21 protein-coding genes, 2 tRNA genes and 1 pseudogene are annotated in these 25,081 nt (G+C 72.9%); 17 read left to right on the plus strand and 7 right to left on the minus strand.

Annotated features, from left to right (window positions below; genetic code table 11):
- The first annotated feature begins 208 nt into the window (after window positions 1–208).
- The 8 genes from ACA511_RS14015 to ACA511_RS14050 all read left to right on the plus strand — a co-directional run bounded on the left by ACA511_RS14015 (window position 209) and on the right by ACA511_RS14050 (window position 10,957).
- On the plus strand, window positions 209–1,066 hold the full coding sequence (locus ACA511_RS14015) for a TIGR03936 family radical SAM-associated protein (protein ID WP_375024635.1): 858 nt from the start codon (window positions 209–211) through the stop codon (window positions 1,064–1,066).
- A gap of 207 nt (window positions 1,067–1,273) precedes the next feature.
- Window positions 1,274–4,369, plus strand: a complete 3,096-nt coding sequence (locus ACA511_RS14020) for a ribonuclease E/G (protein ID WP_375024636.1) — start codon at window positions 1,274–1,276, stop codon at window positions 4,367–4,369.
- Window positions 4,370–4,659: 290 nt separating this feature from the next.
- Window positions 4,660–4,974 carry a 50S ribosomal protein L21 gene (rplU, locus tag ACA511_RS14025; protein ID WP_375024637.1) on the plus strand — a complete coding sequence of 105 codons (315 nt, stop codon included), beginning with the start codon at window positions 4,660–4,662 and terminating at the stop codon, window positions 4,972–4,974.
- A 14-nt stretch (window positions 4,975–4,988) separates the two neighbouring features.
- The gene (rpmA, locus tag ACA511_RS14030; protein ID WP_131894964.1) at window positions 4,989–5,246 is read left to right on the plus strand and encodes a 50S ribosomal protein L27; all 258 of its coding nucleotides are present in this window, start codon (window positions 4,989–4,991) and stop codon (window positions 5,244–5,246) included.
- 82 nt (window positions 5,247–5,328) lie between these two features.
- Window positions 5,329–6,726: a GTPase ObgE gene (obgE, locus tag ACA511_RS14035; protein WP_375024638.1), complete on the plus strand. Its 1,398-nt coding sequence runs from the start codon at window positions 5,329–5,331 to the stop codon at window positions 6,724–6,726.
- Between the two features lie 28 nt (window positions 6,727–6,754).
- Window positions 6,755–7,873 (plus strand): glutamate 5-kinase, encoded by a 1,119-nt coding sequence (gene proB / locus ACA511_RS14040; protein WP_375024639.1) that lies wholly within the window; start codon window positions 6,755–6,757, stop codon window positions 7,871–7,873.
- A complete protein-coding gene (locus ACA511_RS14045; RefSeq protein ID WP_375024640.1) occupies window positions 7,873–9,132 on the plus strand; it encodes a glutamate-5-semialdehyde dehydrogenase in 1,260 nt (419 codons plus the stop codon). The genes proB and ACA511_RS14045 overlap by 1 nt, the downstream gene beginning before the upstream one ends.
- 73 nt (window positions 9,133–9,205) lie before the next feature.
- Window positions 9,206–10,957 carry a TIGR03767 family metallophosphoesterase gene (locus tag ACA511_RS14050; protein WP_375024641.1) on the plus strand — a complete coding sequence of 584 codons (1,752 nt, stop codon included), beginning with the start codon at window positions 9,206–9,208 and terminating at the stop codon, window positions 10,955–10,957.
- A gap of 55 nt (window positions 10,958–11,012) precedes the next feature.
- Here the strand turns inward: ACA511_RS14050 and ACA511_RS14055 are convergent, their stop codons facing one another.
- Window positions 11,013–12,044: a M48 family metallopeptidase gene (locus ACA511_RS14055; RefSeq protein ID WP_375024642.1), complete on the minus strand. Its 1,032-nt coding sequence runs from the start codon at window positions 12,042–12,044 to the stop codon at window positions 11,013–11,015.
- Between ACA511_RS14055 and ACA511_RS14060 the strand changes: the two are divergent.
- The 8 genes and pseudogenes from ACA511_RS14060 to ACA511_RS14095 form a co-directional block, all read left to right on the plus strand.
- Window positions 12,043–12,297, plus strand: a pseudogene (locus tag ACA511_RS14060) (helix-turn-helix domain-containing protein); the annotation flags it as partial. The gene ACA511_RS14055 and the pseudogene ACA511_RS14060 overlap by 2 nt on opposite strands.
- A 215-nt stretch (window positions 12,298–12,512) precedes the next feature.
- Window positions 12,513–13,799 carry a phenylacetate--CoA ligase family protein gene (locus tag ACA511_RS14065; protein ID WP_375024643.1) on the plus strand — a complete coding sequence of 429 codons (1,287 nt, stop codon included), beginning with the start codon at window positions 12,513–12,515 and terminating at the stop codon, window positions 13,797–13,799.
- A 52-nt stretch (window positions 13,800–13,851) separates the two neighbouring features.
- On the plus strand, window positions 13,852–14,439 hold the full coding sequence (gene nadD / locus ACA511_RS14070; protein WP_375024644.1) for a nicotinate-nucleotide adenylyltransferase: 588 nt from the start codon (window positions 13,852–13,854) through the stop codon (window positions 14,437–14,439).
- A gap of 150 nt (window positions 14,440–14,589) precedes the next feature.
- Window positions 14,590–15,003, plus strand: coding sequence for a ribosome silencing factor (rsfS, locus tag ACA511_RS14075; protein ID WP_375024645.1), 414 nt, complete (start codon window positions 14,590–14,592; stop codon window positions 15,001–15,003).
- Window positions 14,996–15,658: a histidine phosphatase family protein gene (locus ACA511_RS14080; protein WP_375024646.1), complete on the plus strand. Its 663-nt coding sequence runs from the start codon at window positions 14,996–14,998 to the stop codon at window positions 15,656–15,658. The genes rsfS and ACA511_RS14080 overlap by 8 nt, the downstream gene beginning before the upstream one ends.
- A 97-nt stretch (window positions 15,659–15,755) precedes the next feature.
- Window positions 15,756–15,828 (plus strand) — tRNA-Ala (locus ACA511_RS14085).
- A 300-nt stretch (window positions 15,829–16,128) separates the two neighbouring features.
- Window positions 16,129–16,320, plus strand: coding sequence for a hypothetical protein (locus ACA511_RS14090; RefSeq protein WP_375024647.1), 192 nt, complete (start codon window positions 16,129–16,131; stop codon window positions 16,318–16,320).
- Window positions 16,321–16,442: 122 nt separating this feature from the next.
- Window positions 16,443–16,515, plus strand: a tRNA-Ala gene (locus tag ACA511_RS14095).
- Window positions 16,516–16,689: 174 nt separating this feature from the next.
- Here ACA511_RS14095 and ACA511_RS14100 read toward each other — a convergent pair.
- From ACA511_RS14100 to ACA511_RS14115, 4 genes are read right to left on the minus strand one after another with little or no spacing between them, the layout of a single operon-like run.
- Window positions 16,690–17,802, minus strand: coding sequence for a Vms1/Ankzf1 family peptidyl-tRNA hydrolase (locus tag ACA511_RS14100; RefSeq protein WP_375024649.1), 1,113 nt, complete (start codon window positions 17,800–17,802; stop codon window positions 16,690–16,692).
- A gap of 55 nt (window positions 17,803–17,857) precedes the next feature.
- On the minus strand, window positions 17,858–18,370 hold the full coding sequence (locus tag ACA511_RS14105; protein ID WP_375024650.1) for a DUF1360 domain-containing protein: 513 nt from the start codon (window positions 18,368–18,370) through the stop codon (window positions 17,858–17,860).
- Window positions 18,367–18,726 carry a VOC family protein gene (locus tag ACA511_RS14110; RefSeq protein ID WP_375024651.1) on the minus strand — a complete coding sequence of 120 codons (360 nt, stop codon included), beginning with the start codon at window positions 18,724–18,726 and terminating at the stop codon, window positions 18,367–18,369. Before ACA511_RS14110 ends, ACA511_RS14105 begins: the two co-directional genes overlap by 4 nt.
- The gene (locus ACA511_RS14115) at window positions 18,727–18,984 is read right to left on the minus strand and encodes a Rho termination factor (protein ID WP_375024652.1); all 258 of its coding nucleotides are present in this window, start codon (window positions 18,982–18,984) and stop codon (window positions 18,727–18,729) included.
- A gap of 65 nt (window positions 18,985–19,049) precedes the next feature.
- On the opposite strand from ACA511_RS14115, the gene ACA511_RS14120 reads away from it, so the two are divergent.
- Window positions 19,050–22,289, plus strand: coding sequence for a BTAD domain-containing putative transcriptional regulator (locus ACA511_RS14120; protein ID WP_375024653.1), 3,240 nt, complete (start codon window positions 19,050–19,052; stop codon window positions 22,287–22,289).
- Between the two features lie 100 nt (window positions 22,290–22,389).
- On the opposite strand, the gene ACA511_RS14125 is transcribed toward ACA511_RS14120, so the two are convergent.
- Together ACA511_RS14125 and ACA511_RS14130 are read right to left on the minus strand one after the other, a co-directional pair.
- A complete protein-coding gene (locus ACA511_RS14125) occupies window positions 22,390–23,211 on the minus strand; it encodes an ABC transporter permease (RefSeq protein ID WP_375024654.1) in 822 nt (273 codons plus the stop codon).
- Window positions 23,208–24,179, minus strand: a complete 972-nt coding sequence (locus ACA511_RS14130; protein ID WP_375024655.1) for an ATP-binding cassette domain-containing protein — start codon at window positions 24,177–24,179, stop codon at window positions 23,208–23,210. The genes ACA511_RS14125 and ACA511_RS14130 overlap by 4 nt, the downstream gene beginning before the upstream one ends.
- Window positions 24,180–25,081 lie beyond the last annotated feature (902 nt).

Genomic DNA, 25,081 nt, shown 5'->3' on the forward strand with positions numbered 1-25,081 from the left:
CGCTCTCCGAGCCGGCCCGTGCGAGCGGCGGGACGACCCGCGCGGGGGCCCGCAAGTCCGGAAACGGTTGCGGGAACGCCTTGGGCAGCGGGGGTCCCGGCCTTGCCGTACCCGTGCTTGGCCGAACGAGGCTCGGGGACCCGTACTCTATAGGGAGACCTAGTTTTTCGACTCGACACGAGTAGGAAGGACCAGAACCCTGGCACCCATGCCGGAGGGTCCTGCGCCGGCCCCCGTGACCCAGCGACTGCGCGTCCGCTACGCCAAGCGGGGCAGGCTGCGGTTCACGAGCCACCGCGACATTTCCCGGGCCGTGGAACGCGCCGTCAGGCGCGCCGGGATCCCTGTCGCGTTCAGCGCCGGATTCACCCCCCACCCGAAGATCTCGTATGCGGGTGCGGCGGCGACAGGGGTGGCCAGTGAGGCCGAGTACCTCGAAATCGGGCTTACCGAGACCCGCGATCCTGCGCGGGTTCGGGCCGAGCTCGATGCGGCCCTGCCCCCCGGGCTCGACATCGTCGATGTCGTGCCGGTCCGGGCGGGACGCGGCGACGCGCCGATCAAACCGGGCGCGTTCGCCGATCGGCTGGAGGCGTCCGAATGGCGGATCAGGCTGGACGGTGTGCCCGCGGGCGACGCCGCCGCGGCCGTGGCCGCCTTCATGGGCGCCGAGAGCATCGAGGTGGAACGCCTCACCAAGAAGGGACGGCGCCGTTTCGACGTGCGCGCCGCAGTGTCCGCCTGTGAGCTGGACCGGCGCGCCGCGGAGGCGGCGGATGCCCCTTGTGCGATACTTCGAATGGTTGTTCGGCATTCCACACCGGCCGTACGACCCGACGACATCCTCACCGGACTGCGCCAGGTCGCCGACCTCGCGCCGCCGTCACCGCCACTGGTGACCAGGCTGGCGCAGGGGCCCCTCGACGCGGACACCGGTGGCCTCGCGGATCCTCTGGATCCCGACCGGGAGATCGGCCTGCCGTCCGGCGACGACGCCGAGACGGCCCGCGGCCCTGCGCGGCCGCAGCCCGGGGACGCCGCGAGCGCGGATGCCGTCAGCGCCTGACCGTGGGACCGAAGCCGTGGGAGCACGGAACCGGTGCCGCAGGGTACGGCGGGCGCACCCCCGACGACTTCGTCGTCATGGCCGGACCACCGTCCGGCGATGACGACACCGATGACTGACGAGGTGCTCCCGTGCGGCGCACCGCATCGGTCCGCCCCCTGGCGGAGCGAGCGGACGCGCCCGGGAGCCTGACGGGAGATTGCCCGGATGCTTGAGAACGAAGCCGATTCGGCCACCGCCGAAGGCAGCGAGAACGAAACGACCGACGGTCCGACGACCGAGACCCCGGCCACGGGGAGCGGGAGCACGGAGAACGGCACGGGGGTGACCTCGCGTCCGCGCAGGGCGAGCCGCCCGGCGGGCCCGCCGCCCGAGGTGGACGACAGCCCGGCCGCGCCCCCCGCGGCCGCGTCCCCCGCCGCCGAGACCGGCGCCGGGGACGACGCCGCCGAGGAGCCGGCCGCCGAGGAGGCGCCCGAGCCGCCGAAGCGGGCCGCCCGGACGCGCACCCGCGCCCGGAGCGCGAAGGCCGCCGCCGAGACGTCCGAGCCCGTCCCGATGACCGGCGCCGAGACCTCCCCCGAGACGTCCCCCGAGCCCGAGACCGGCTCCGAGCCCGAGGCGGCCGCCGAGCCGCCCGCCGAGGAGCCGCCGGCCCCCCGCACCCGGACCCGCCGGCGCGCCGCGTCCTCCCCCGCGACGCCCGCCGTCCCGCCGGTCCCCGAGGTCCCCGCCGTCCCCGTCGCGGGCGCGGAGGCGACCCCCGAGCAGGTGTCGGAGATCGAGCCCGCGAGCGGCGTCGGCATCCCCGGCGTGACGTTCCAGCCGCCGATGGTCGTCTTCCAGCCGCCGCAGCCGAAGGCCGACGCCGCGGCCCGGCCCAAGGACGAGCCGGCGCCCGAGCCCGCCGAGCCCGCCGAGCGCGACACCGGCGACGACGACGACCAGGACCACGGCCCGTCCGACGAGGACGACTCCGACGACCGCCCGTCCCGCAGGCGCCGCCGCCGCGGCGGCCGCGGCCGGGGCCGGGGCAAGGACGGCGCCGACGACGAGGGGCAGGGCGACGAGGGCGACGGCGAGACGGAGGCCGAGGCCGAGGAGCCCAAGGAGGAGCCGCCCGCCAAGACCGCGAAGGCGGCCAAGGGCGGCAGGTCCGGCAAGGCCGCCAAGACCGCCAAGGGCAAGGACAAGGAGCCCAAGGCGGAGGAGGCCGACCAGGACGCCGCCGACGACGAGGACGACGAGGACGGCCAGGGCGGGACGAGCCGCCGCCGGCGCCGCCGCCGGCGCCGCTCCGGGGGCGACGGCGAGGGCGGGAACGGCACGGACGACCCGCCGAACACCGTCGTGCACGTGCGCACCGCCCGCGAGGAGCGCGCCGCCGCCGAGGACGAGGTCAGGTCCGTGCGGGGCTCGACCCGGCTGGAGGCCAAGAAGCAGCGCCGCCGGGAAGGCCGCGAGCAGGGCCGCCGCCGCCCGCCGGTGATCACCGAGGCGGAGTTCCTCGCGCGCCGCGAGGCCGTCGAGCGCGTCATGGTGGTGCGGCAGGAGGGCGAGCGCACCCAGATCGCCGTCCTGGAGGACGACGTCCTCGTCGAGCACTACGTCAACCGCGCGACGCACCAGTCGTACGTGGGCAACGTGTACCTGGGCAAGGTCCAGAACGTCCTGCCGTCGATGGAGGCGGCGTTCGTCGACATCGGCAAGGGCCGCAACGCCGTCCTGTACGCGGGCGAGGTCAACTGGGACGCCTCCGGCCTGGAGGGGCAGCCGCGCCGCATCGAGTCGGCGCTGAAGTCCGGCCAGTCGGTGCTCGTCCAGGTCACCAAGGACCCGCTCGGCCACAAGGGCGCCCGGCTCACCAGCCAGGTCTCGCTGCCCGGCCGCTACCTCGTGTACGTGCCGGACGGCTCGATGACCGGCATCAGCCGCAAGCTGCCCGACAAGGAGCGCACCCGCCTCAAGTCGATCCTGAAGAAGGTCATGCCGGAGCACGCGGGCGTGATCGTCCGCACCGCCGCCGAGGGCGCCACCGAGGAGGAGCTCTCGCGGGACGTCTCGCGCCTCGCGGCCCAGTGGGAGAGCATCCAGAAGAAGGTGAAGACGGCGTCGGCGCCGTCGCTGCTCTACGGCGAGCCCGACCTGACGGTCCGGGTCATCCGCGACATCTTCAACGAGGACTTCTCCAAGCTGGTCGTGTCCGGCGCCGAGGCGTGGGACACCGTGTCCGAGTACGTCGAGTACGTCGCCCCGCACCTCGCCGACCGCGTCGAGCGCTGGACGGGCGACCAGGACGCCCTGTCCGCGTACCGGATCGACGAGCAGATCGCGAAGGCCATCGACCGCAAGGTGTGGCTGCCGTCCGGCGGCTCGCTGGTGATCGACAAGACCGAGGCCATGACGGTCATCGACGTCAACACCGGCAAGTTCACCGGGCAGGGCGGCAACCTCGAGGAGACCGTCACCCGCAACAACCTGGAGGCGGCCGAGGAGATCGTCCGCCAGCTCCGGCTCCGCGACATCGGCGGCATCATCGTGATCGACTTCATCGACATGGTGCTGGAGTCCAACCGGGACCTGGTGCTGCGCCGCCTCGTCGAGTGCCTGTCGCGGGACCGTACCAAGCACCAGGTCGCCGAGGTCACCTCGCTGGGCCTGGTCCAGATGACCCGCAAGCGCGTCGGCCAGGGGCTGCTGGAGGCGTTCTCGGAGACCTGCGAGTCCTGCAACGGCCGCGGGATCCACGTCCACCTGACCCCGGTCGAGCCGAAGCCGGACAAGGCGGCCGGCAAGGAGAGCGGCCGCCGCCGCAAGCGCAAGGGCGAGGTCGAGAAGGCCGTCGAGGAGAAGCTGGCCCAGCGGGAGACCAGGCCGAGGGAGGCCGCCGCGGCCGAACCGGCCGAGCCGGAGCCGGCCGAGGCGCCCGTCGCGGCGGCCGAGCCGGTCCGGTCCCGGCCGAAGAGGTCGCGCCCGGCCAAGCGCCCGGCGGGCCCGCCCCCGGAGATCGACGAGTCCCCGGCGCAGGCCGCCGTGGAGGCCGCCGACGCCGCCGAGGAGGCCGCGGACGCCTCCCCGGGCACCCTGGACTCCGCCGAGCCCGTCCCGGTCACCGCCAACGGCGCCGGGCCGGACCTGGGCGGCGCCGACGTGCCCGCCGACGTCCCCGCCGACGCGGCGACCGCCGAGCCGAACGGCTCCGCGCCCGCCGAGGACGGGGCCGAGGGCGGCACGGTCACCCGCCGCCGCACCCGCCGTACCCGCGCCGCCCAGACCGCCGACGCCGGCGAGTCCGGGGACTGACGACGCACCGGGGCCCTGGCCGGACGCGTTCGCCTTCCGGTCAGGGCATCCGGTACTCTTGTACTTCGGCGCGTCGTAGGCGCGTCGCCCGAACCCGCACCGCGAGCCCCCTCCGGGGTTCGTTCGGTGCTCACCTCGCCGATCCGGTGAGGGCAAGCAGAGAGCGCCAGGGGCTTTCCTGGTGTGCCGCCCTCGGCCCGGTGCCGGGGGTAGGCCCCCGTCCGGGGGCTGGTGAACCACGCGTGGGACCGGTTCAGCCCGGAAGCGCGCGCAGACGAAGGGTTTCCGCGGTGTACGCGATTGTCCGCGCAGGCGGCAGGCAAGAGAAGGTCGCCGTCGACGACGTGCTGACCGTCGACAAGCTGGCCGGCGAGGTCGGCTCGACCGTCAAGCTCCAGGCCCTGCTCGTCGTGGACGGCGACGACGTCGTCAGCAAGGCGGCCGACCTCTCGCGCTACGAGGTGACCGCCGAGATCCTCGGCGCGGTCAAGGGCCCGAAGATCAACATCATGCACTACCGGAACAAGACCGGGTACAAGCGGCGGATGGGTCACCGTCAGCCCTACACCGAGGTCAAGATCACCGGTATCCAGGCCGGGAAGTAAGGGAGAGCGGTCACATGGCACACAAGAAGGGCGCATCGTCCAGCCGTAACGGTCGCGACTCCAACGCCCAACGCCTCGGCGTGAAGCGGTTCGGCGGCCAGGTCGTCAACGCCGGCGAGATCATCGTCCGGCAGCGCGGCACCCACTTCCACCCCGGCCCCGGCGTCGGACGCGGCGGCGACGACACGCTGTTCGCGCTGGTCGCGGGCGCGGTGCAGTTCCGCCGCTACCGCGGCCGCAACGCGGTGAGCATCGTCCCTCCGGCGGAATAGTCCGCCTGGGCAATAAGCGTTCTCGAAGGGGCGGACCGGTGTCGGTCCGCCCCTTCGCCGTTTTCACTGAGGAGAGTTCACCGTGGCCGCTGGAGCTGGATCGGGCGCGCAGTTCGTCGATCGGGTGGTGCTGCACGTCGCGGCGGGCGGCGGCGGCAACGGGTGCGCCTCCATCCACCGGGAGAAGTTCAAGCCGCTCGGCGGCCCGGACGGCGCCAACGGCGGGCGCGGCGGCGACGTCGTCCTCGTCGTCGACACCAACTCGGCGAGCCTCCTGGAGTACCACCGGCGCCCGCACCGCAAGGCCGTGAACGGCAGGCCGGGGCAGGGCAGCCTGCGGACCGGCGCGGACGGCGGCGACGTGATCCTGCCCGTCCCGGACGGCACCGTCGTGAAGGAGGGCGACCGGGTCCTCGCCGACCTCATCGGCGAGGGGACCCGGTTCGTGGTCGCGAGGGGCGGCCACGGCGGGCTCGGGAACGCCGCGCTGGCGTCCGCCAGGCGCAAGGCGCCCGGGTTCGCGCTGCTCGGCGAGCCGGGCGAGGAGCGGGACGTCGTGCTGGAGCTGAAGAGCGTCGCCGACGTCGCGCTCGTCGGGTTCCCCAGCGCGGGCAAGTCGTCGCTGATCGCCGCGCTGTCGGCCGCGAAGCCGAAGATCGCCGACTACCCGTTCACGACGCTGATCCCGAACCTCGGCGTGGTCAGCGCGGGCGACACGACGTTCACGGTCGCGGACGTGCCGGGCCTGATCGAGGGCGCCAGCGAGGGACGCGGCCTCGGCCTCGACTTCCTCCGCCACATCGAGCGGTCCTCCACCCTCGCGCACGTCCTCGACTGCGCCACGATGGAGCCGGGCCGCGACCCGGTCAGCGACTTCGACGTCATCGAGCGGGAGCTGCGGGCCTACGACCGGGTCCTCGGCGACCGCCCGCTGTCGGACCGCCCCCGCATCGTCGTCCTGAACAAGGTGGACGTGCCGGACGGCCGCGACCTCGCCGAGATGGTGCGCGCCGAGTTCGAGGAGCGCGGCCTGAAGGTGTTCGAGGTGTCCGCGGCGACGCACGAGGGCCTGCGGGAGCTGTCGTTCGCGATGGCCGCGATGGTGGACGAGTACCGCGCTTCGCTGCCCCCGGCCGAGCCCACCCGCATCGTGATCCGGCCCGAGCCGGTCGGCGGCGACGCCGACTTCGAGGTCAAGAGCCTCGGCGACAACACGTACCTGATCACCGGCACGAAGCCCGTCCGGTGGCTGCGGCAGACCGACTTCGCCAACGAGGAGGCCGTCGGCTATCTCGCCGACCGGCTCGCCCGGCTCGGCGTGGAGGACGCGCTCGCCAAGGCGGGCGCCAGCGCGGGCGCCACCGTCCTGATCGGCACCACCGACGACTCGGTCGTCTTCGACTGGGAGCCGGAGGTCCCGGCGGGCGAGGCCGCGATGGGCCCGCGCGGCACCGACCGGCGGCTGGACGGCTGGTCGTGACCGCGGCGGAGCGGGGAGCGCGGCTCTCATGAGCGAGCGCGAGGAGATCGCGAAGGCGCGCCGCATCGTGGTGAAGGCGGGGTCGTCGTCGCTGACCACGCCGGGGGGGACGATCGACGCGAACCGCATCGACGCGCTGGTCGACGTCCTCGCCGCCCGCCGCGCCGACGGCACCGAGATCGTGTTCGTGTCGTCCGGCGCGATCGCCGCCGGCCTCGGGCCGCTGGGGCTGACCCGCCGCCCGCCGGACCTCGCGACCCAGCAGGCGGCGGCGAGCGTCGGGCAGGGCCTGCTGTTCGCCCGCTACACCTCGTCCTTCGCCCGGTACGCGCTGACGGTCGGGCAGGTGCTGCTCACCGCCGACGACATGATGCGCCGCTCGCACCACCGCAACGCGCAGCGCACCCTGGGGCAGCTCCTCGCGATGGGGATCCTGCCGATCGTGAACGAGAACGACACCGTCGCGACCGACGAGATCCGGTTCGGCGACAACGACCGGCTCGCCGCGCTCGTCGCCCACCTGATCCGCGCGGACGCGCTCGTCCTGCTGTCGGACGTCGACGCCCTCTACACCGGCGACCCGCGCCGCCCCGGCGCCCGCCGCGTCGACGACGTCCGCGGGCCGGACGACCTGCGCGACGTCGAGCTCGGCCGGTCCGGGCGCGTCGGCACCGGCGGCATGGTCACCAAGGTCGAGGCGGCCAGGATCGCGGGCATCCCGGTCGTGCTGACCAACGCCGCGTCGGCCGCGCACGCGCTCGCCGGCGACCGGGTCGGCACGCTGTTCCACCCGGCCGAGGGCCGCCGCATGTCGACGCGGAACCTGTGGCTCGCGCACGCCACCACCGGCCAGGGCCGCGTCACGCTGGACGCGGGCGCCGTCGAGGCGGTCGTGCGGCGCCGCACGTCGCTGCTGCCGGCCGGGGTGACGGGGGTCGACGGCGACTTCGCCGCAGGCGACCCGGTCGACCTGTGCGACACCGCCGGAAACGTCGTCGCGCGCGGGCTGGTGAACTACGACGCGTCCGAGATCCCCGAGCTGATGGGGCGCTCGACGCGCTGGCTGGCGCGCGAGCTGGGCGCCGGATACGAACGCGAGATAATCCACCGCGACCACCTGGTGGTGCTGACCGAAGGGATCGTGTGATGAGCGACGAGCGCGAGGAGTTCCTGCGGGTGGCGCGGCGCGCCAGGGACGCCGCCGCCGGGCTGGCTCCGCTGCCGCGCGCGGCGAAGGACGCGGCGCTGCACCGCATCGCGGACGCGCTGGTCGCCGCCGCCCCCGAGATCGTCAAGGCGAACGAGGCCGACGTCGAGCGGGCCGTGCGGAACGGCACGTCCGAGTACATGATCGACCGGCTGAGCCTGTCGGAGGAGCGGATCGCCGCGATCGCCGACGCCGTCCGGAAGGTCGCCGTCCTGCCGGACCCGGTGGGCGAGACGGTGCGCGGCAACGTGCTGCCGAACGGCCTGGAGCTGCGGCAGGTGCGGGTGCCGCTCGGCGTGGTCGGGATCATCTACGAGGGCCGCCCGAACGTGACCGTGGACGCCGCCGCGCTCTGCCTGAAGAGCGGGAACGTGGCGATGCTGCGCGGTTCGTCGTCCGCGCACGACTCGAACACCGCGCTGGTCGAGGTCATGCAGGGCGCGCTCGCCGAGACCGAGGTCCCGGCGGACGCGGTGCAGCTCGTGCCGGGGACGTCCCGCGAGTCGGTGAAGCACCTGATGCGGGCGCGCGGCCTGGTGGACGTGCTGATCCCGCGCGGCGGCGCGTCGCTGATCAACTCGGTGGTGGAGGAGTCGACCGTCCCCGTGATCGAGACGGGCGTCGGCAACTGCGCGGTCTACGTGGACGCCGCCGCCGACGTGGACATGGCCGTCGACATCCTGCTGAACGCCAAGACGCAGCGTCCCTCGGTGTGCAACGCCGCGGAGACGTTCCTGGTGCACGCGGGCGTCGCCGACACGTTCGTCCCGCGCGCGCTTGAGGCGCTCAAGGCGGCCGGTGTCACCGTCCACGGCGACGACCGGATCCGCTCCTACGGCGGTGACGTCGTGGAGGCCACCGAGGACGACTGGTACGCCGAGTACCTCTCGCTCGACATCGCCGCTCGCGTGGTCGACTCCCTGGAGGACGCCGTCGCGCACATCCGCCGGTACGGGTCCGGCCACACGGAGGCGATCGTCACGGCGTCCCAGCCCGCCGCGAAGCGTTTCGTGTCGCTGGTCGACTCGGCCGCCGTGATGGTGAACGCCTCGACCCGCTTCACCGACGGCGAGGAGTTCGGCTTCGGCGCGGAGATCGGCATCTCGACGCAGAAGCTGCACGCGCGCGGCCCGATGGGGCTGCCGGAGTTGACGTCCACGAAGTACGTGGTGACCGGTGAGGGCCACACCCGCGGCTGAGTCGGGGTATTCGTCCAACTTGTGACATCTTTGCCATTGATGTCACGTTGGCGGTGTGGTCTGATTCACGATTGTGACTCGTGAGTACAGCCGCCGCCGCGTTCTGAAGGGCGCCGCCCTCGGCGCGGGGATCGCCTCCACCGGACTGGCCGCGTTCCCCGCGCGTCCCGCCGCCGCCGCGGCCGCGCCGGCCGGCCCCGTCGCCGGGACCACCCTCGACCGGACGTACGTGCTCGGCGCGGCGGGCGCCGGCGGGTACCGGCCGGTGATCACCGGGCCGGGGGAGCCGCATCTGCTGCGCCGCGACCTCGGCGGCGCGGCCGCCGCGCGCCGCGCCGCGACCCGCCGGGGCGTCCTCGCGTTCGGCCACCTCACCGACGTGCACGTCATCGACGCGCAGTCGCCGGCCCGCGTCGAGTTCATCGACCGCGTCCGGGACCTGGTGAGCGGGTTCCCCGAGGGCGGATGGCGCCCGCAGGAGATCCTGACGACGCAGGTCGCCGAGGCGATGGTGCAGGCGGTGAACAAGGTCGGCCGCGGGCCCGCGACCGGGCTCGGCCTGGCGTTCACCATCAACACCGGCGACGCCGCCGACAACGTCCAGTACAACGAGATCCGCTGGATCATCGACGTGCTGGACGGCGGGCGCGTCCGCCCCGACTCCGGCGACCCGACCCGGTACGAGGGCGTCATGGACTGGAAGTCCTACGACCGGGCGTACTGGCATCCCGACGGCCCGCCGCCCGGTGCGCGGGCCGACGTCGCGTTCACCGAGTACGGGTTCCCGCGCGTGAAGGGCCTGATCGACGCCGCGCGCAGGCCGTTCCAGGCGACCGGCCTGACGATGCCGTGGCTCGCCGCGTTCGGCAACCACGACGGCCTCATCCAGGGCAACCTGCCGGTCAACCCGCTCGTCTCGGGCCTCGCCACCGGCGGCATCAAGATCGGCGCCCCGGCGGACGACGGGCAGGCCGAGCGCCTCGCCCGCATGATCCAGAAGGCGGACGCGGCCGAACTCGTCCGGCTGAGCCGCGAGCAGGGCGGCGCCGGCGGCCTGTTCCGCCCCGTGACGCCCGACTGGAACCGGCGGATGCTGTCGCGCGCCGAGGTCGTCGCCGAGCACTTCAAGACGACCGCGTCCCTGCGCGGCCACGGCTTCACCGCCGCCAACCTCCGGGAGGGGACGGCCTACTACGGGTTCGACCAGGGCGTGGTGCGCGGGCTCGTCCTCGACACCGTCAACCCGAACGGCTACTCCGAGGGGTCGCTCGACAAGAAGCAGTTCGCGTGGCTGGAAGCCCAGCTGAAGGCGGGCAGCAGCCGCTACACCGCGGCGGACGGCTCGGTCGTGGCACACTCCGTGAAGGACCGGCTGTTCGTCCTGTTCAGCCACCACCCGCTCGCCTCGCTGGAGAACCCGCTCGGCGGCGACCGCGTCCTCGGCGACGAGGTGCAGGCGCTCCTGCTGCGCTACCCGAACGTCATCCTGTGGGTGAACGGCCACACGCACCGCAACGAGGTCATCCCGCACGCGCGCCAGGGCGGCGGGGGCTTCTGGGAGGTGAACACGGCCGCGCACATCGACTTCCCGCAGCAGAGCCGCATCGTGGAACTGGCCGACAACGGCGACGGCACCCTGTCGATCTTCGCGACGATCCTGGACTCCGCCGGGCCCGCGTCCTACGGCGGGCGGCTCGGCGACCCCGTCCGGCTCGCGTCGCTGTCCCGCGAGCTGGCGGGCAACGACTGGCAGGACCGCGACTCCGGCCGGCGCGGCGACGCCGCCGACCGCAACGTCGAACTCCTCGTCCCGGCGCCGTTCTAGAGACGCGGGAAGGGCCGCCGCGGCCGTGCCGCGGCGGCCCTCGACGTCGTCCCGGCTAGCGGTCGGTGGGCCCGCCGTCCCGGCGGGTGATCCGGTCGAACAGCCCGCCGGCCGCGCCCGCCGCCGCGTCCGCCATGTCGCGGACCTTGCCCACGAACGGGTCGGCGGTCCGCTCCCACGACTCCCGGTAGGAGCGCGCCGCGTCCTTGACCCCGTCGCTGACGGACGCGCCGCCGTCGTCGTCGCGGCGCGGGTAGTCCCCGGCGAGGATGCGCTCGTACTCGCCGCCGCGCGCCCACCGGTCGATCTCCGCGAACCGGATCACCGCGTACGGGTGCGACTGCCCGAGCAGGTTCAGGAACTTCAGGATCCCGTCCCGCACGTCGCCGGCCGCGTCGTACTCGCGCGCCTGCTGCAGGAACGCCTCGCTGCTCATCTCGCCGAGCCGGACGCCGCCCGCGAGCTTCATGTTGACGCGCTTCGCCGCGTCCACGTCCTGCCCGGTGAGCAGCCCCGCCCGGTCGGACGACAGCTCCGCCTTCCGGAACCACTCGCGCAGCCCGATGATGATCGCCGCGATGCCGACGTTGCCGAGCGGCAGCCACGCCAGCCGCGACCCGAGCTGCAGCAGGATCTGCATCATCGTCTGGTACACCGCGTGCCCGGACAGGATGTGCCCGACCTCGTGGCCGATGACGAACCGCAGCTCCTCGTCGTCCAGCAGGTCGATCAGGCCGGTGTTCAGCACGATGAACGGGTGGTCGGAGCCGAGCGCCATCGCGTTCGGCGTCGGGTCCTGCCGGACGAACAGCTCCGGGACCTCCGGCATGTCCAGGATGTAGCAGGCGTCGCGCACCATGTCGTGGATGTGGCGGAACTGGTCCTCGCCGGCGCGTACCGTCCCGCCGAGGAACATCAGCCGCAGCGACCGCTCGTTGACCAGCCCCGACAGCTTGCGCAGCACGACGTCGAACCCGGAGAGCGAGCGCAGCGCCACGAGCGCCGATCGGTCCGCCGGGTGCTCATAGGCCCGGGAACTGATCCCGGGGAACCGCGTCCGTGCTCGATCCGGCGTGTTCTCCGTCATGTCTGACCTCCTGAAGGGCGAAAGGCCCGGTAGTCGAGCGGGCGGTGAAGCGCCGCCGCGCCGCGGCGGCTTCGGAGGCGCGGAGACGAGTGGACGCCGACCCCCGATCGAAGGTGCGGATAGTCCTGGCAGTGTGACTCGGCGCGTCCGCCGGCCGTTCCGTTGCCGCTTCCACCCGGCCCCGGAACAGGCTGAGCATTCGAGCCGCGCCTTCGGCTGTGTCCGTCTGGTCTACAACATGGCACGCGAAACGCGCATCCGAGCGCGCCGCGACGGCCGTCCGATGCCGTACGGGGATCCGACCTCAACGGGAGGCTTCTCTCCTGAGCGGGCATTCGGTGGCGAAGCTGGAATTCTTCTTCAACGGCGAAGAAGCCATGTCTGGCATGGTATTCCCGACGAACCAGAGGGCCGCAGGGTTCCACGCCGGGAATCCGCGCCCACTGCGGTCCGCCCGGGAGGCGATTTATGTTCGATCCCAAAGCCGAGGCGATGTCTCTGGACGCGCGGGCCGCGCTGCAGCGGCACCGGCTGTGGGGCCTGGTCGACCGGCTCCTCGCGGCCGGCGGCGTGCAGGGGCGGCGGCTGAAGGACGCCGGAGTCGCCGGCGGCTCGGACGTCACGCTCGCCGGCCTCCGCGACCTCCCGTTCACCACCAAGCAGGACCTCTGGGACAACTACCCGTTCGGGATGCTCGCCGTCCCGCAGGACCAGGTCGCCGCCGTGCACGGCTCCAGCGGGACGCGCGGACGCCCCACCCTCGTCGCCTACACCAAGGCCGACCTCGACCTGTGGGCCGCGATGTGCGCGCGTTCCCTGTCGTGCGCCGGAGCGTCGCCGGGCAGCGTCGTGCACAACGCCTACGGGTACGGGCTGTTCACCGGCGGCATCGGCATCCACCAGGGCGCCGTCGCGTTCGGCGCGACCGTCGTGCCGATGTCGGGCGGCATGACCGACCGGCAGGTGCGGATGCTCGCCGACCTGCGCGCCGACGTCCTCACCTGCACCCCCGCCTACGCGCTGCGGCTCGGCGAGGCCGTCGCCGAGGCCGGCGTCGAGCTGCCCGCCCTCAAGGCCGGGCTGTTCGGCGCCGAACCCTGGTCGGAGGAACTGCGCGCCGCCATCGAGGCCGTGCTGCCACTCAAGGCGATGGACATCTACGGCCTCTCCGAGGTCATCGGCCCCGGCGTCGCCACCGAGTGCCTCGAACAGGACGGCCTGCACGTCAACGAGGACCACTTCATCGTCGAGGCCGTCGACCCGTCCACCGGCGACCCCGTCGAGGACGGCGCCCCCGGCGAACTCGTCTTCACCACCCCGACCAAGCAGGCGCTGCCCCTGCTGCGCTACCGGACCGGCGACATCGCGTCCCTCCACCGCGGCGAATGCCCCTGCGGGCGGACGCTCGCCAAGATGAGCAAGGTCCTCGGACGCGCCGACGACATGATCGTCGTCCGGGGCGTCAACGTGTACCCGAGCGAGGTCGAACGCGTCCTGCTCGGCTCCGGGCTCATCCGGCCGCACTACCAGCTCGTCGTCGACCGGCGCAGCCCGGCCGCGCGGCTCCTCGTCGCCTGCGAGGCCCTGTCCGGCGACCCGAAGGACGCCCTCGTCCACGCGCTGCACGAGACGCTCGGCCTCACCGCCGATGTGTTCGTCCTCCCCGGCGGCACCGTGCCGAGGGCCGAGGTCGGCAAGGCCGTCCGCGTCGTGACCTGGGACGACGGCCCCCCGCCGATCCCCGGCCTCGGCTGAGCCCGGGGCCCGGACGTCCGGGCCCCGGACCCGGCCAACTATTCTCGTCGTCATGACGCAAAAGCGGCGGCTGGGGGTCATGGGCGGCACCTTCGACCCCATCCACCACGGGCACCTCGTGGCCGCGAGCGAGGTCGCGCACTTCTTCACCCTCGACGAGGTCGTCTTCGTCCCCACCGGCCTCTCCTCCCACAAGGAGGGAGGAGACGTCACCCCCGCCGAGGACCGCTACCTCATGGCCGTCATCGCCACCGCGTCCAACCCGCGCTTCTCCGTCAGCCGCATCGACATCGACCGGCCCGGCCCCACCTACACCGTCGACACCCTCCGCGACATGCGGCGCCTCCAGGGCCCCGACACCGACCTGTTCTTCATCACCGGCGCCGACGCGCTGGAGAAGATGCTCACCTGGCACGACACCGACGAACTGTTCGAACTCGCGCACTTCGTCGGCGTCACCCGGCCCGGCCACCGCCTCGCCGACCCCGGCCTGCCCAACGGGCGCGTGTCCCTCATGGAGGTCCCCGCCCTGTCGATCTCCTCCACCGAATGCCGCGAACGCGTCCACGCCGGCGAACCCATCTGGTACCTCGTCCCGGACGGCATCGTCCAGTACATCAACAAGCGCGGGCTGTACTAGCCCGTCGCCCGGGTGAGAGCGACGCATACCCTGGAGGGGAAAGGCCGCATGAGCATTGCGGTCGTACAACGACAAGGGGGTCCTCCGCCGCCGCCCGTGAGAGGGTGTCAACGGAGACAGAACCCCTACAGGGAGGATCGCGAGCGCACCGTGACCGCATCCGAGAGGGCGGCAAAGCTCGTCCAGATCGCCGCCGAGGCGGCGGGCGACAAGCTGGCCGACGACATTCTTGCCTACGACGTGAGCGAGCAGCTCGTCATCACCGACGCGTTCGTGCTCTGCTCCGCCCCCAGCGACCGGCAAGTCCGCGCCATCGTGGACGAGGTCGAGAAGCGCCTGCGCGAAGAGGCGGACGCCAAGCCCGTCCGCCGCGAAGGCGAGCGTGAGGGCCGGTGGGTCCTGCTGGACTACGCCGACATCATCGTGCACATCCAGCACGAAGAAGACCGCATGTACTACGCCCTCGAACGCCTGTGGAAAGACTGCCCCCTCCTCGACCTGCCGGAGAGCGCCACCGCCCACCAGGCCCAGCGCGCCCGCGCCGTCGGGAGCCCCAGTGAGTGACACCCGGCCCGCCCGCGAACCCGGCAGGCGCCGCCTCGTCCTCTGGCGGCACGGCCAGACCGGCTGGAACGTCGAACGCCGCTTCCAAGGCAAGACCGACATCCCGCTCGACGAGACCGGGGTCCAGCAGGCCGCCCGCTCCGCCAGGCTCCTCGCCGGGCTCCGCCCCACCGCGCTGCTCGCCTCCCCGCTCCGCCGCGCCGCCGACACCGCCCAGGCCCTCGCCGACATCACCGGACTCCCCGTCCGCTACGACAAGGACCTCATCGAGCGCGACGGCGGCGCCTGGGAAGGGCTCACCGCCCGCGAGATCCGCGAACGCTACCCGGCCGAGCACGCCGCCTGGCAGCCGCCCGGCGGCGAGACCAGCGCCCAGGTCGCCAAACGCGTCGGCGCCGCCCTCGAACGAGCCCTCGACGACCTGCCGCCCACCGGCCAGCTCGTCGTCGCCTCCCACGGCGCCGCCCTCCGCCTCGGCATGTCCCACCTCATCGGCCTTCCCGAAGAGACCTGGGAACGCCTGGGCGGCCTCTCCAACTGCTGCTGGTCCGTCATCACCGAGATGCGCGACGGCGGCTGGCGCCTCGCCGAGCACAACGCCGGCACCCTCCCCGAGCCCGTCCTCAGCGACGACCGCCCCGACGCCGGCACCTGACCCGGCGCCGGCACCCGACCCCGCAAACGATTCGAGACCAGCCCCGTCCGTCCTATACACTGGCCAAGCGCTGCGGGATGAACGTCCACGCAGCGGCGGGGCTATGGCGCAGTTGGTAGCGCGCCTCCATGGCATGGAGGAGGTCTGGGGTTCGAATCCCCATAGCTCCACTCGCAGTTGGGAGTGGTGTGGTCGGAGCCGTTGGCTCCTTCCGCGCCACTCCTCGTCATTTCTCCCGGGGGGCGACCCCCGGACCCCCGATGTGGGGGGCTCCGCCCCCCACGCCCCCTGCCGGTTTCTGTCTGAGTGGGTGTTCCTCGTGCGGGGGTGTGTCCGCTTGGGCGTTCCCCTTGGCGAACGGTTGGGGCCGCCTGTCGAGTCGGTTGGGCCGACGGCTTGAGCAGAGGGGCGGGGATGGTTTCATGCGGGGTATGGGAAGACATCGCAGGGGGGCGAAGCGAGAGGTCACCGTGGGGGACCTCATCGACGAACTGCGCCGGTTCGAACCCGGGACGCAGGTTCGGCTGGCCGTCCAGCCGCGGCTGCCGCAAGAGCACGCCGTCGGGCCCATCGCCGAAGCCGACGGCATGGTCTGGATCGGCGACGGAGGGCACCGGGGCTACGCGCCCGACGAAGTCGGCGAACACCTCGGATGGACCTGACCGCACAGCACGCACCACCCCGCGGTCGCCACGCCCGGGAGCGCGGCCCTCACGGCCACGGCCGCGCCCCCGGTCCGCGCGTCCCAAGCGCTCCCAACGTGCACTAAGCTTTTCCCGATCGAGGGGCTATGGCGCAGTTGGTAGCGCGCCTCCATGGCATGGAGGAGGTCTGGGGTTCGAATCCCCATAGCTCCACTCGCAGTTGGGAGTGGTGTGGTCGGAGCCGTTGGCTCCTTCCCGCCACTCCTCGTCATTTCTCCCGGGGGGCGACCCCCGGACCCCCGATGTGGGGGGCTCCGCCACCCACGCCCCCTGCCGATTTCTGTCTGAGTGGGTGTTCCTCGTGCGGGGGTGTGTCCGCTTGGGGGTTCAGGGTTGGGCTTGGGGCATCGTCGTGTAGCGGAGGACGGCGCCTACGGGGGGTGGCGCGTCTCCGTTCGGGGGTAGGACGACCAGTTCGCTGTCCGTCGCCGCTGCCGCTCTGACCAGGGCCGCGTCCGCCCGGTCCTCCCGGGGGTCGGTGATGCCGAACTCCTCGCGGAGCTCGTCGACGGTGGCGGCGACCTGGGTCGGGTCCGGGCCGATCCACAGGCGCGCGTCGGCGCCGGCGTCCGCGATGAGCAGCGTCTCCACCTGGCCGTGGCGGAGGGCCTCCGTGGTCGCGGACAGGCCCGAGACGGCCCGCTCGCCGTTCGCCAGTTCCCGGTCGAAGCGCTCCGCGACCGTCATGACGCGTTCGGCCGTCTTCAGCTTCAAGAGGCGGCGCAGCTCCGCGTCCAGGTCGGGATCGTCGATGCCGGTGTTCTTGTCCGCCTCAAGGGTGTGCTCCAGGACGCCCTCCGAGACCTCCTCCATGACGGCGTTCCGGGCGCGTGTGTCACCGGCGATCACGACGGCCTCGGCGCGGCAGCGGTCCGCGGCGCGGTCGATCTCGTGGGCGACCTTCTTCGCGTTGACCTTCCAGGTGTTCTCCGACGAACGCTGGTACCGGGACTGGTTCCAGTCGCCCGCCTTCACCTTGCGGATGGGGAACTCCTCGTCCCCCCGCACGTCGATGTGCTCGTGCCGTCCGTCGCCGTCCACGCAGTCGATCGCGCCGCCGCGGCGGTCGACGACGGCCAGCAGGTGCGGGAACCTCTCGCCGCGCTCGGCCAGATAGGGCAGGACGTCCGGGAGGGGCGCCACGGTCGCGCGGGTGGCGCGGGGCGCGCCGGGGAGCCGTTCGGCGTGCACCACCTCGCCGTCCGCGGCGAAGACCACGATGCCCTCGGACCGGCGCAGCGCCAGCTCCTCCTCGATGGTCCGCTCGACCGCGCGGACGGCGGACTTCGGGGCGTTCTGGTCCTCCAGGTCCGCGCGCAGCGCCCGCCACCGCAGCTCCGCCGCCTTGGCCGCGTCCTCGGTCGTGCGGGTCAGGTCGGCGTACACCGACGCGTACGGGCCCGGACGTTGATACAGCGTCTTGAGGAATGCCAGATCCATGGGGTGGCCGTACCCCTTCTAGCTGGGACAAACGTAAATAAAGCGGGCGGAGGGGTCAGCCGCCCTCGGCGGACCGCTGGAGGCGCGCGTAGGCGAGTTGCAGCCAGTCCGAGCCCGCGACCGCCGTCATCGTGGTGCCGGCCAGCCGGGTCGCCTGCGGCGCGAAGACCAGGCCCGCCGCGTACGCCGTCGCGACCCACTGCGCCGTGCAGAACGGGCAGGTGACCAGTTCGCCGACGGCGTGCCGGACGCCCCTGCCGCGCACCTCCTCCGCGACCTCGGCCGGCCCCGACGTGCCCGAGTAGCGGGTGAAGGGGGCGCGCAGCGGGCTCGTCACCGGGTCCTTGGCGATCAGCCGCGCCACCTTGTGCGTCGTGATCGTCATCAGCGCGAGGTCGGCGAACCCGATGGCCGGGGGCCGGTCGCGCATCCTGCGTCCGAGCAGCGCCATGGCCGCCGTGGTGAGCGCGTAGACGCCCAGGGTGCCGAGGTAGGAGCCGAGCGGGCGGTCCTCGCCGGGGGCGTACTCCTCCTTCTGCCTGCGCGCCGAGTCGACGACCGCGTTCATCTGCTCTCCTTGCCGGGTTCGACTATCAGGCAGAACTCGTTGCCCTCGGGATCGGCGAGCACCGTCGTCGGCCACCCGTCGTCCACGAAGGGGCCGCGGACGACGGTCGCGCCGAGCGCGGTGACCCGGGCCAGTTCCGCGTCCATGTCGGCGATGCGGAGGTCGGGGTGCATCCGGTTCTTCGCCGCCTTCGGCTCGGGGACGCGCTGCAGCAGGATCGTCGGCCCCTCCCCGGACGGGTCCGTGAGGTGGACGTACGGGGGGTCGAACCCGCCGCGGTCGTAGCCGAGGGCGGCGGCCCAGAAGTCGGCGAGGGTGTCCGGGTCACCGCAGTCCAGGACGAAGACGAGTCTCATCTAGTGGTCGCGCAGCGCCTTGACGAGCTCGGACTTGTTCATCGAGGAGCGCCCCCCGATGCCGATCTCGCGGGCGCGTTCGAGGAGCTCGTCCTTCGTCCAGTCGTCGTAGGAGGGGTTCTTACCGCCCTTGCGGCCGACGTTCTCCTTGCCGCGCTTCGCGGAGGCGTTGGCGATGCGCGCGGCCTTCTCCTTGCTCTCGCCCTTGTCGCGGAGCTCCTGGTAGGTCTTCTCGTCCTTGATCTGTGCTCTGGGCATATCGGACAGGTACCCGGCACGCGCGGTCCACACATCGGGAACAATGGCACCGGGGAAGGGGACTCGTGCGCATCGGCATCCTGGGCCCGCTCGACGTGCGGGACGAGGCCGCGCGGCCTGTCGAGGTCGGCGGCCGGAGACTGCGCGCCCTGCTGGTCCGGCTGGCGGCCGAGGCGGGCCGCCCCGTGTCGGCCGAGCGGCTGCTCGACGACCTGTGGGAGGGCGTCGCGCCCGGAGGCAACGCGCTGCAGGCGCTCGTCTCCCGGCTGCGCGGCGTCGCCGGACGGGACGTCGTCGAGCACGGGCCGGGCGGGTACCGGCTCGGCCTCGACCCCGGCGAGGTCGACGCGGTCGCGTTCGAGCGCGGCGTCGCGGCCGCGCGGGCGGAGGACGATCCGGCGCGCCGTGCCGCCGGGCTGCGGGAGGCGCTCGCGCTGTGGCGCGGCCCGGCGCTCGCCGACGTGTCCGACGCCGACTTCGCGTACGGGGTCGTGACGCGGCTGGAGGAACTGCGCGTCGCCGCCGTCGAGGACCGCGTCGAGGCCGAGACCGCGGCCGGGCTGCCCGTCCCGCCGGTCGCCGAGCTGGAGCCGCTGGCCGCCGCGAACCCGCTCCGCGAACGGCTGCGCGGGCAGCTCATGCGCGCCCTCTACGCGGCGGGACGGCAGGCCGAGGCGCTGGAGGTGTACGAGGAGACGCGCCGCGCGCTCGCCGACCGGCTCGGCGTCGACCCGTCCCCGGAACTGGCCGCCGTCCATCTGTCGATCCTGCGGCGCGAGGCCGCGGCGCCGCTGCCCGCGCCCGCACCCGCGCCCGCCGGTCCGGACGTTCCGGCTTCGCCGCGCACCAACCTGCCCGCGCAGCTCACCAGCTTCGTCGGACGGGAGGAGGAGTCGCGGCGCGTCGGCAAGCTGCTCCGCGAGACCCGGCTCGTCACCCTCACCGGGCCCGGCGGCGCCGGCAAGACGCGGCTGGCCGGGGAGAGCGCCGCCGCGCTCGTCGAGGAGATGCCGGACGGCGTGTGGTTCGTCCCGCTCGCCCCGGTCGGCGACCCGGGCGACGTGGCGCAGGCCGCGCTGTCGGCGCTCGGCGTCCCCGAGACCGTCCGGCCGGGCGAGACGCGCGCCATCGTGCGGCCCCTCGACCGGCTCACCGACTTCCTCGCCGCCAAGCGGATGGTCGTCGTCCTCGACAACTGCGAGCATCTCGTCGACGCCGTCGCGCGGCTCGTCGACCACGTCCTCACGCACGCGCAGGGCGTCCGGGTCCTGGCGACGAGCCGCGAACCGCTCGGCATCACCGGCGAGTCGCTGTGCCCCGTCCCGTCCCTGCCGTTGCCGGACGACGACGTCGCCGACCCGGCCGGAGCCCTCGGATGCGCCTCGGTGCGCCTGTTCGCCGACCGGGCCGCCGCCGTCCGTCCCGGCTTCGCCGTGGACGCCGGAACCGTCGCCGACGTCGTCGCCATCTGCCGCGCCCTCGACGGCATCCCGCTGGCCATCGAGCTGGCCGCCGCCCGGCTGCGCTCCCTCACGTCCGGCCAGGTCGCGGCGCGGCTCGGCGACCGGTTCCGGCTGCTGGCCGGCGGCAGCCGCGCGGCGCTGCCCCGGCACCGGACGCTGCGCGCCGTCGTCGACTGGAGCTGGGACCTGCTGGACGACGGGGAGCGCACCGTCCTGCGCCGGCTGTCGGTGTTCGCGGGCGGCGCCACCCCGGAGGCCGCCGCGCACGTGTGCGGGCTGGACGCGGCCGGAGCCGCCGAGACGCAGGACGTCATCGACGTGATCGCGGCGCTGATCGACAAGTCGCTCGTGATGGCCGACGGCGACGCCGACGTCCGCTACCGGCTGCTGGAGACCGTCCGCGTGTACGCGGGGGAGCGGCTGGAGCAGACCGGCGAGACGCGGCGCGTCCGGGACGCGCACGCCGGCTACGTCGTCGGGCTCGCCGAACGCGCCGAGCCGGAACTGCGCCGCAGCGACCAGCTGCGCTGGGCCGACCGGGTCGCCGCCGAACGCGACAACATCACGGTCGCGTTCCGCCACGTGATCGAGACCGGCGACGTCGACACCGGCCTGCGCCTCGTCGCGTCGCTCGTGTGGTTCTGGGTGCTGCGCGATCTGGAGGTCGAGGCGGGCGGCTGGGCGATCGCCGTCCACGGCCTGGCGGGCGACACCCCGCCGCCCGGCCTGGAGGAGCAGTACGCGCTCTGCGCCGTCTTCTCCCGCATCACCGGGGAGATGGCCAAGGATTCGGGGCCGACGCCGGAGGCGCTGCGCGCCGCCTTGGAGGACATCGGCGCTTACGTGCCCGCGAGGCCGATGCACCCGGTCCTCGCCCTCGCGGAGCCGGCGTCCGGCGTCTTCTCGGGCGACATGCACGAGTTGCGCCTGCGCCTGCGGAACATCCAGGACCATCCCGACCCGTGGGTCCGCGCCATGGTCCACGTCCTCCTCGGGCACATGGGGATCAACAGCGGGGACATCGGCGAGGCCGGGCCGGAGGCCGCCGACGGCTACGCGCGGTTCCGCGAGCTCGGCGACCGCTTCGGGATGATCGTCGCGCTGAGCGGGATGATGCAGGTCGCCCTGGCCCGCGGCGAACTGGCGGACGCCGTCCGGCTCGGCGAGGAGGCGTACGGCTACGCCACGACCGGGGTCAGCCCGGAGCAGGGCGCGGGCATCCTCACCCAGCTCGCCCGCGCGCGGGCGAGGCAGGGCGACGCCGCGGGAGCCCGCGCCGACCTCGAACGCGCCATGGCGCAGACCGAGCGGATAGGTGAGTTCGCCGACGCCGCGGGCGCCTCGCTGATGCTGTGCGAGCTGGCCCTCCAGGAGGGCGACCGGGCCGCCGCGCGGATCCACGCGGACCGCGCGCACAAGTGGGTCGAGTCCCGCGGCCACCGGCCCGACTTCGCGCAGGCCTCCCGCCGGACCCACAGCCGCCTCGGCTGCTTCGCCGAGGAGGACGGCGACCTCGAGGCGGCGCGCAGCCGGCACGCCGACGCGTTCCGCGACCTGCGCGACGACGCGATGATGGGCAACCCGACCGTCGCGTCCCTCGTCGAGGGCCTCGCCGCCTACGCCGCCGCGCGCGGCGCCTTCGTCCGCGCCGCCGAACTGCTGGGCACCGCGCACAACCTGCACGGCTACCGCGACACGTCCTCCTACGAAGTGGGCCGGACCCTGCCCGCCGCGACCGGCGCCCTCGGCGCCGGCGCCTTCGAGGCCGCCTACGAGCGCGGGCGGCTGGTCACCCGTGAGGACGTGTTCGCCCTGGGCGCCGACCTGGTCGCGTCCGTCTGAACGACGCCGTTCGGACGACGGGCACGGGTGCGCGCCGCCCCGGGGGTGCATCCGGGACGGCGCGCTGCGTGGTGGACACGTGGTTGTGCACGGTGTGGTGTCAGGTCCGTCGCGAGTACATGAACATGGCCAGCGGGAACGTGACGGCGACGATCCCCGCCGCCCACGCGAGCGTGAACCAGACGTGGTTCCCGACCGGTCCGCCGACCGTCAGCGCGCGCACCGAGGCCGCCAGGTGGGTGACCGGGTTCGCGTCCGTCCACGCCTGGAGCCAGCCCGGCATCGTGGACGTGTTGGGGACGAGGATGTTGCTGCCGAACGTCAACGGCATCACCCAGAGGAAGGAGAGTCCCTGAACGGTCTCCGGCGACGGCGCGATCAGCCCGACCAGCACGGAGAACCAGCACACGGCCAGGTAGAACACGTACGCCAGCGCGAACGCCGCCAGCACCGACAGCGGATCGGTGTGGAACCGGAATCCCAGGACCGATCCGAACCCCACCAGGATCGTCATCACGGTGACGAACCGGGCGGTGTCCCCGAGGACCGTCCCGATGAGGGGCGCCGAACGGGCGATCGGCAGGCTGCGGAACCGGTCGAACACGCCCTTGTGGATGTCCTCGTTCAGCGCCGTGCCGACCCCCATCGTCGCGAACATCGTCATCATCGCGACGAGCCCCGGCAGCAGTGCCTGGAGGTAGGCGTGCGTGCCGCCGGCGACCGCCCCGCCGAAGACGTAGAGGAACAGCACCAGGAACACGATCGGCATGAGCGTCGTGTCCAGCAGCTTCTCCGGAGAGTGCCGCAGTTGAGCGAGATTGCGCCATGCCAGCGTCAGGCCGTGCCGCGCGGTCCGCCGCAGGCTGATGTGCGCGGGCGGCTCGGTCGCGGCCGGACGGGAGCCTGCGGTCATCGTGGTCATGCCACGCTCCTTTCGAGTTCGGAGTCGGTCTCCTCGGCGAGGCGGCCGGTCAGTGTGAGGAACACCTCGTCCAGGCTCGGCATCCGCAGCGACAGCTCGGCCGCCACGATGGACGCCTCGTCCAGCCGCCGGACCAGCGCCGACAGCAGCTTCGGATCGCTCACCGGCGCCGTGACGAGGCCGGCCGCCTGCTGCACCTCGGGCCGCTCCCCGGTCAGCTCGGCCACGATCGCGCTGAGCTGACCGGTGCGGTACGGCTCCGCCGCGCGCACCGCGAGGGTCTGCCGCCCGATCCGCCCCTTCAGGTCGTCGGACGTCCCCTCGGCGATGACCCGGCCGTGGTCGAACACCGCGATCCGGTCGGCGAGCGCGTCGGCCTCCTCCAGGTTCTGCGTCGTCAGCAGCACCGTCGCACCGTCGGCGACGACGTCGCGGACGGTGTCCCACACCTCGTTGCGGGCCCGCGGGTCGAGCCCGGTCGTCGGCTCGTCCAGGAAGATGACCTCGGGATGGTTGATGAGGCTCGCCGCGAGGTCGAGCCGGCGCCGCATCCCGCCGGAGTACGTCTTCGCGGCGCGCGACGCGGCCTCGGTCAGCCGGAACTGGTCCAGCAGCTGCCGCGCCCTGGCCTTCCCCTCCCGCCTGCCGTGGTCCAGCAGCCGGGCGATCATCACCAGGTTCTCCGTGCCGGTCAGCTCCTCGTCGACCGACGCGTACTGCCCGGTGAGCCCGATCTTCGCCCGGACGCGCCCGGCGTCCTTGACGACGTCGTAACCGGAGACCTCGGCCCGGCCGGCATCGGGTTTGAGCAGCGTCGCCAGCACCCGCACGGCGGTGGTCTTGCCCGCGCCGTTCGGCCCCAGCACCCCCAGCACCGTGCCGCGCCGCGCCGCGATGTCCACACCGTCCAGCGCCGTCGTCTCCCCGAACCTTTTGCGCAATCCCTCCGCGCGGATCACTTCGTCCATTTCGTTCGCCTTTCACCAGGGCCGTCATCTGTGACGGTCACCACCGTGGAGGAAGGCGCTGACACGGCGCGTACATCGGCGTCCGAGCGCTGACACGCCACTGACGCGCTACTGATGCCGGACTTCAGAACTACTACTGACCTGCGGCTTCCCGCGGGAAATCGTCCCAGCGCCGAACCGGACCACCGTTGGGACGATGAGCCGGGACGGGCGGCCGGTGCAGACGGTGAACGCGGTGCTGTCCGAACGATGGGCGGTGCTGATTTGACGGACCGTTCAGGGCTGCCTAGTGTCTGTCATGCCCCAAGGGGATGCGGGACGCCGAGAGGCGGACGGCCCCGGGGGAAGCTGAAAGAGGAAAACGGTTCGAAGCACGCTTCGAACCGAGGTACTCTTGAAAAGCAAGCCCGGACGGGACGCAGGACGCCGCAAGGTGGCCGGCCCGCAGGGCATCTCCTACGGAACGATCTTCGCCAGGTCTTGGGCCTGGGGGTGTGTCGTCGCCGTGGGGGACTGGGAAGCCTCCGGCCGTCGAAAAGATCTTCACGGATCTGCTTGACAACGGGAGTGGAACAGGTAAGTTAGAAGGGTTGCCCCGGGGCCGGGTCTGCGAGAGCGGGGTTCGGCGCGGTGGGTGTCCGTTTCTTGAGAACTCAACAGCGTGTTAAAAGCCAGTGCCTTTATCGGCTCGGTCTTCTTTTTGGGGGCCGGGTCGCCCCGTGATCGTCTTCGGATGGTCGGGGATTTCTTTGAGGCAATGCACGGCCCTCTTTTGTGGGGGTGCGTGTTTGCTGGGATTTTCTTCGAGGTTTGGCCGGCTGGGGTTCGCCCCTTGGTTGGTCGTTTGGACCTTAATGGAGAGTTTGATCCTGGCTCAGGACGAACGCTGGCGGCGTGCTTAA

It is taken from the genome of Actinomadura sp. GTD37 (genome assembly GCF_041951365.1).
GTDB lineage: Bacteria > Actinomycetota > Actinomycetes > Streptosporangiales > Streptosporangiaceae > Spirillospora.

Coding starts and splice junctions, on each gene's coding strand:
- ACA511_RS14015 (WP_375024635.1), top strand. CDS start 209: ATGCCGGAGGGTCCTGCGCCGGCCCCCGTGACCCAGCGACTGCGCGTC.
- ACA511_RS14020 (WP_375024636.1), top strand. CDS start 1,274: ATGCTTGAGAACGAAGCCGATTCGGCCACCGCCGAAGGCAGCGAGAAC.
- rpmA (WP_131894964.1), top strand. CDS start 4,989: ATGGCACACAAGAAGGGCGCATCGTCCAGCCGTAACGGTCGCGACTCC.
- proB (WP_375024639.1), top strand. CDS start 6,755: ATGAGCGAGCGCGAGGAGATCGCGAAGGCGCGCCGCATCGTGGTGAAG.
- ACA511_RS14045 (WP_375024640.1), top strand. CDS start 7,873: ATGAGCGACGAGCGCGAGGAGTTCCTGCGGGTGGCGCGGCGCGCCAGG.
- ACA511_RS14055 (WP_375024642.1), bottom strand. CDS start 12,044: ATGACGGAGAACACGCCGGATCGAGCACGGACGCGGTTCCCCGGGATC.
- ACA511_RS14065 (WP_375024643.1), top strand. CDS start 12,513: ATGTTCGATCCCAAAGCCGAGGCGATGTCTCTGGACGCGCGGGCCGCG.
- nadD (WP_375024644.1), top strand. CDS start 13,852: ATGACGCAAAAGCGGCGGCTGGGGGTCATGGGCGGCACCTTCGACCCC.
- ACA511_RS14100 (WP_375024649.1), bottom strand. CDS start 17,802: ATGGATCTGGCATTCCTCAAGACGCTGTATCAACGTCCGGGCCCGTAC.
- ACA511_RS14105 (WP_375024650.1), bottom strand. CDS start 18,370: ATGAACGCGGTCGTCGACTCGGCGCGCAGGCAGAAGGAGGAGTACGCC.
- ACA511_RS14110 (WP_375024651.1), bottom strand. CDS start 18,726: ATGAGACTCGTCTTCGTCCTGGACTGCGGTGACCCGGACACCCTCGCC.
- ACA511_RS14115 (WP_375024652.1), bottom strand. CDS start 18,984: ATGCCCAGAGCACAGATCAAGGACGAGAAGACCTACCAGGAGCTCCGC.
- ACA511_RS14125 (WP_375024654.1), bottom strand. CDS start 23,211: ATGACCACGATGACCGCAGGCTCCCGTCCGGCCGCGACCGAGCCGCCC.
- ACA511_RS14130 (WP_375024655.1), bottom strand. CDS start 24,179: ATGGACGAAGTGATCCGCGCGGAGGGATTGCGCAAAAGGTTCGGGGAG.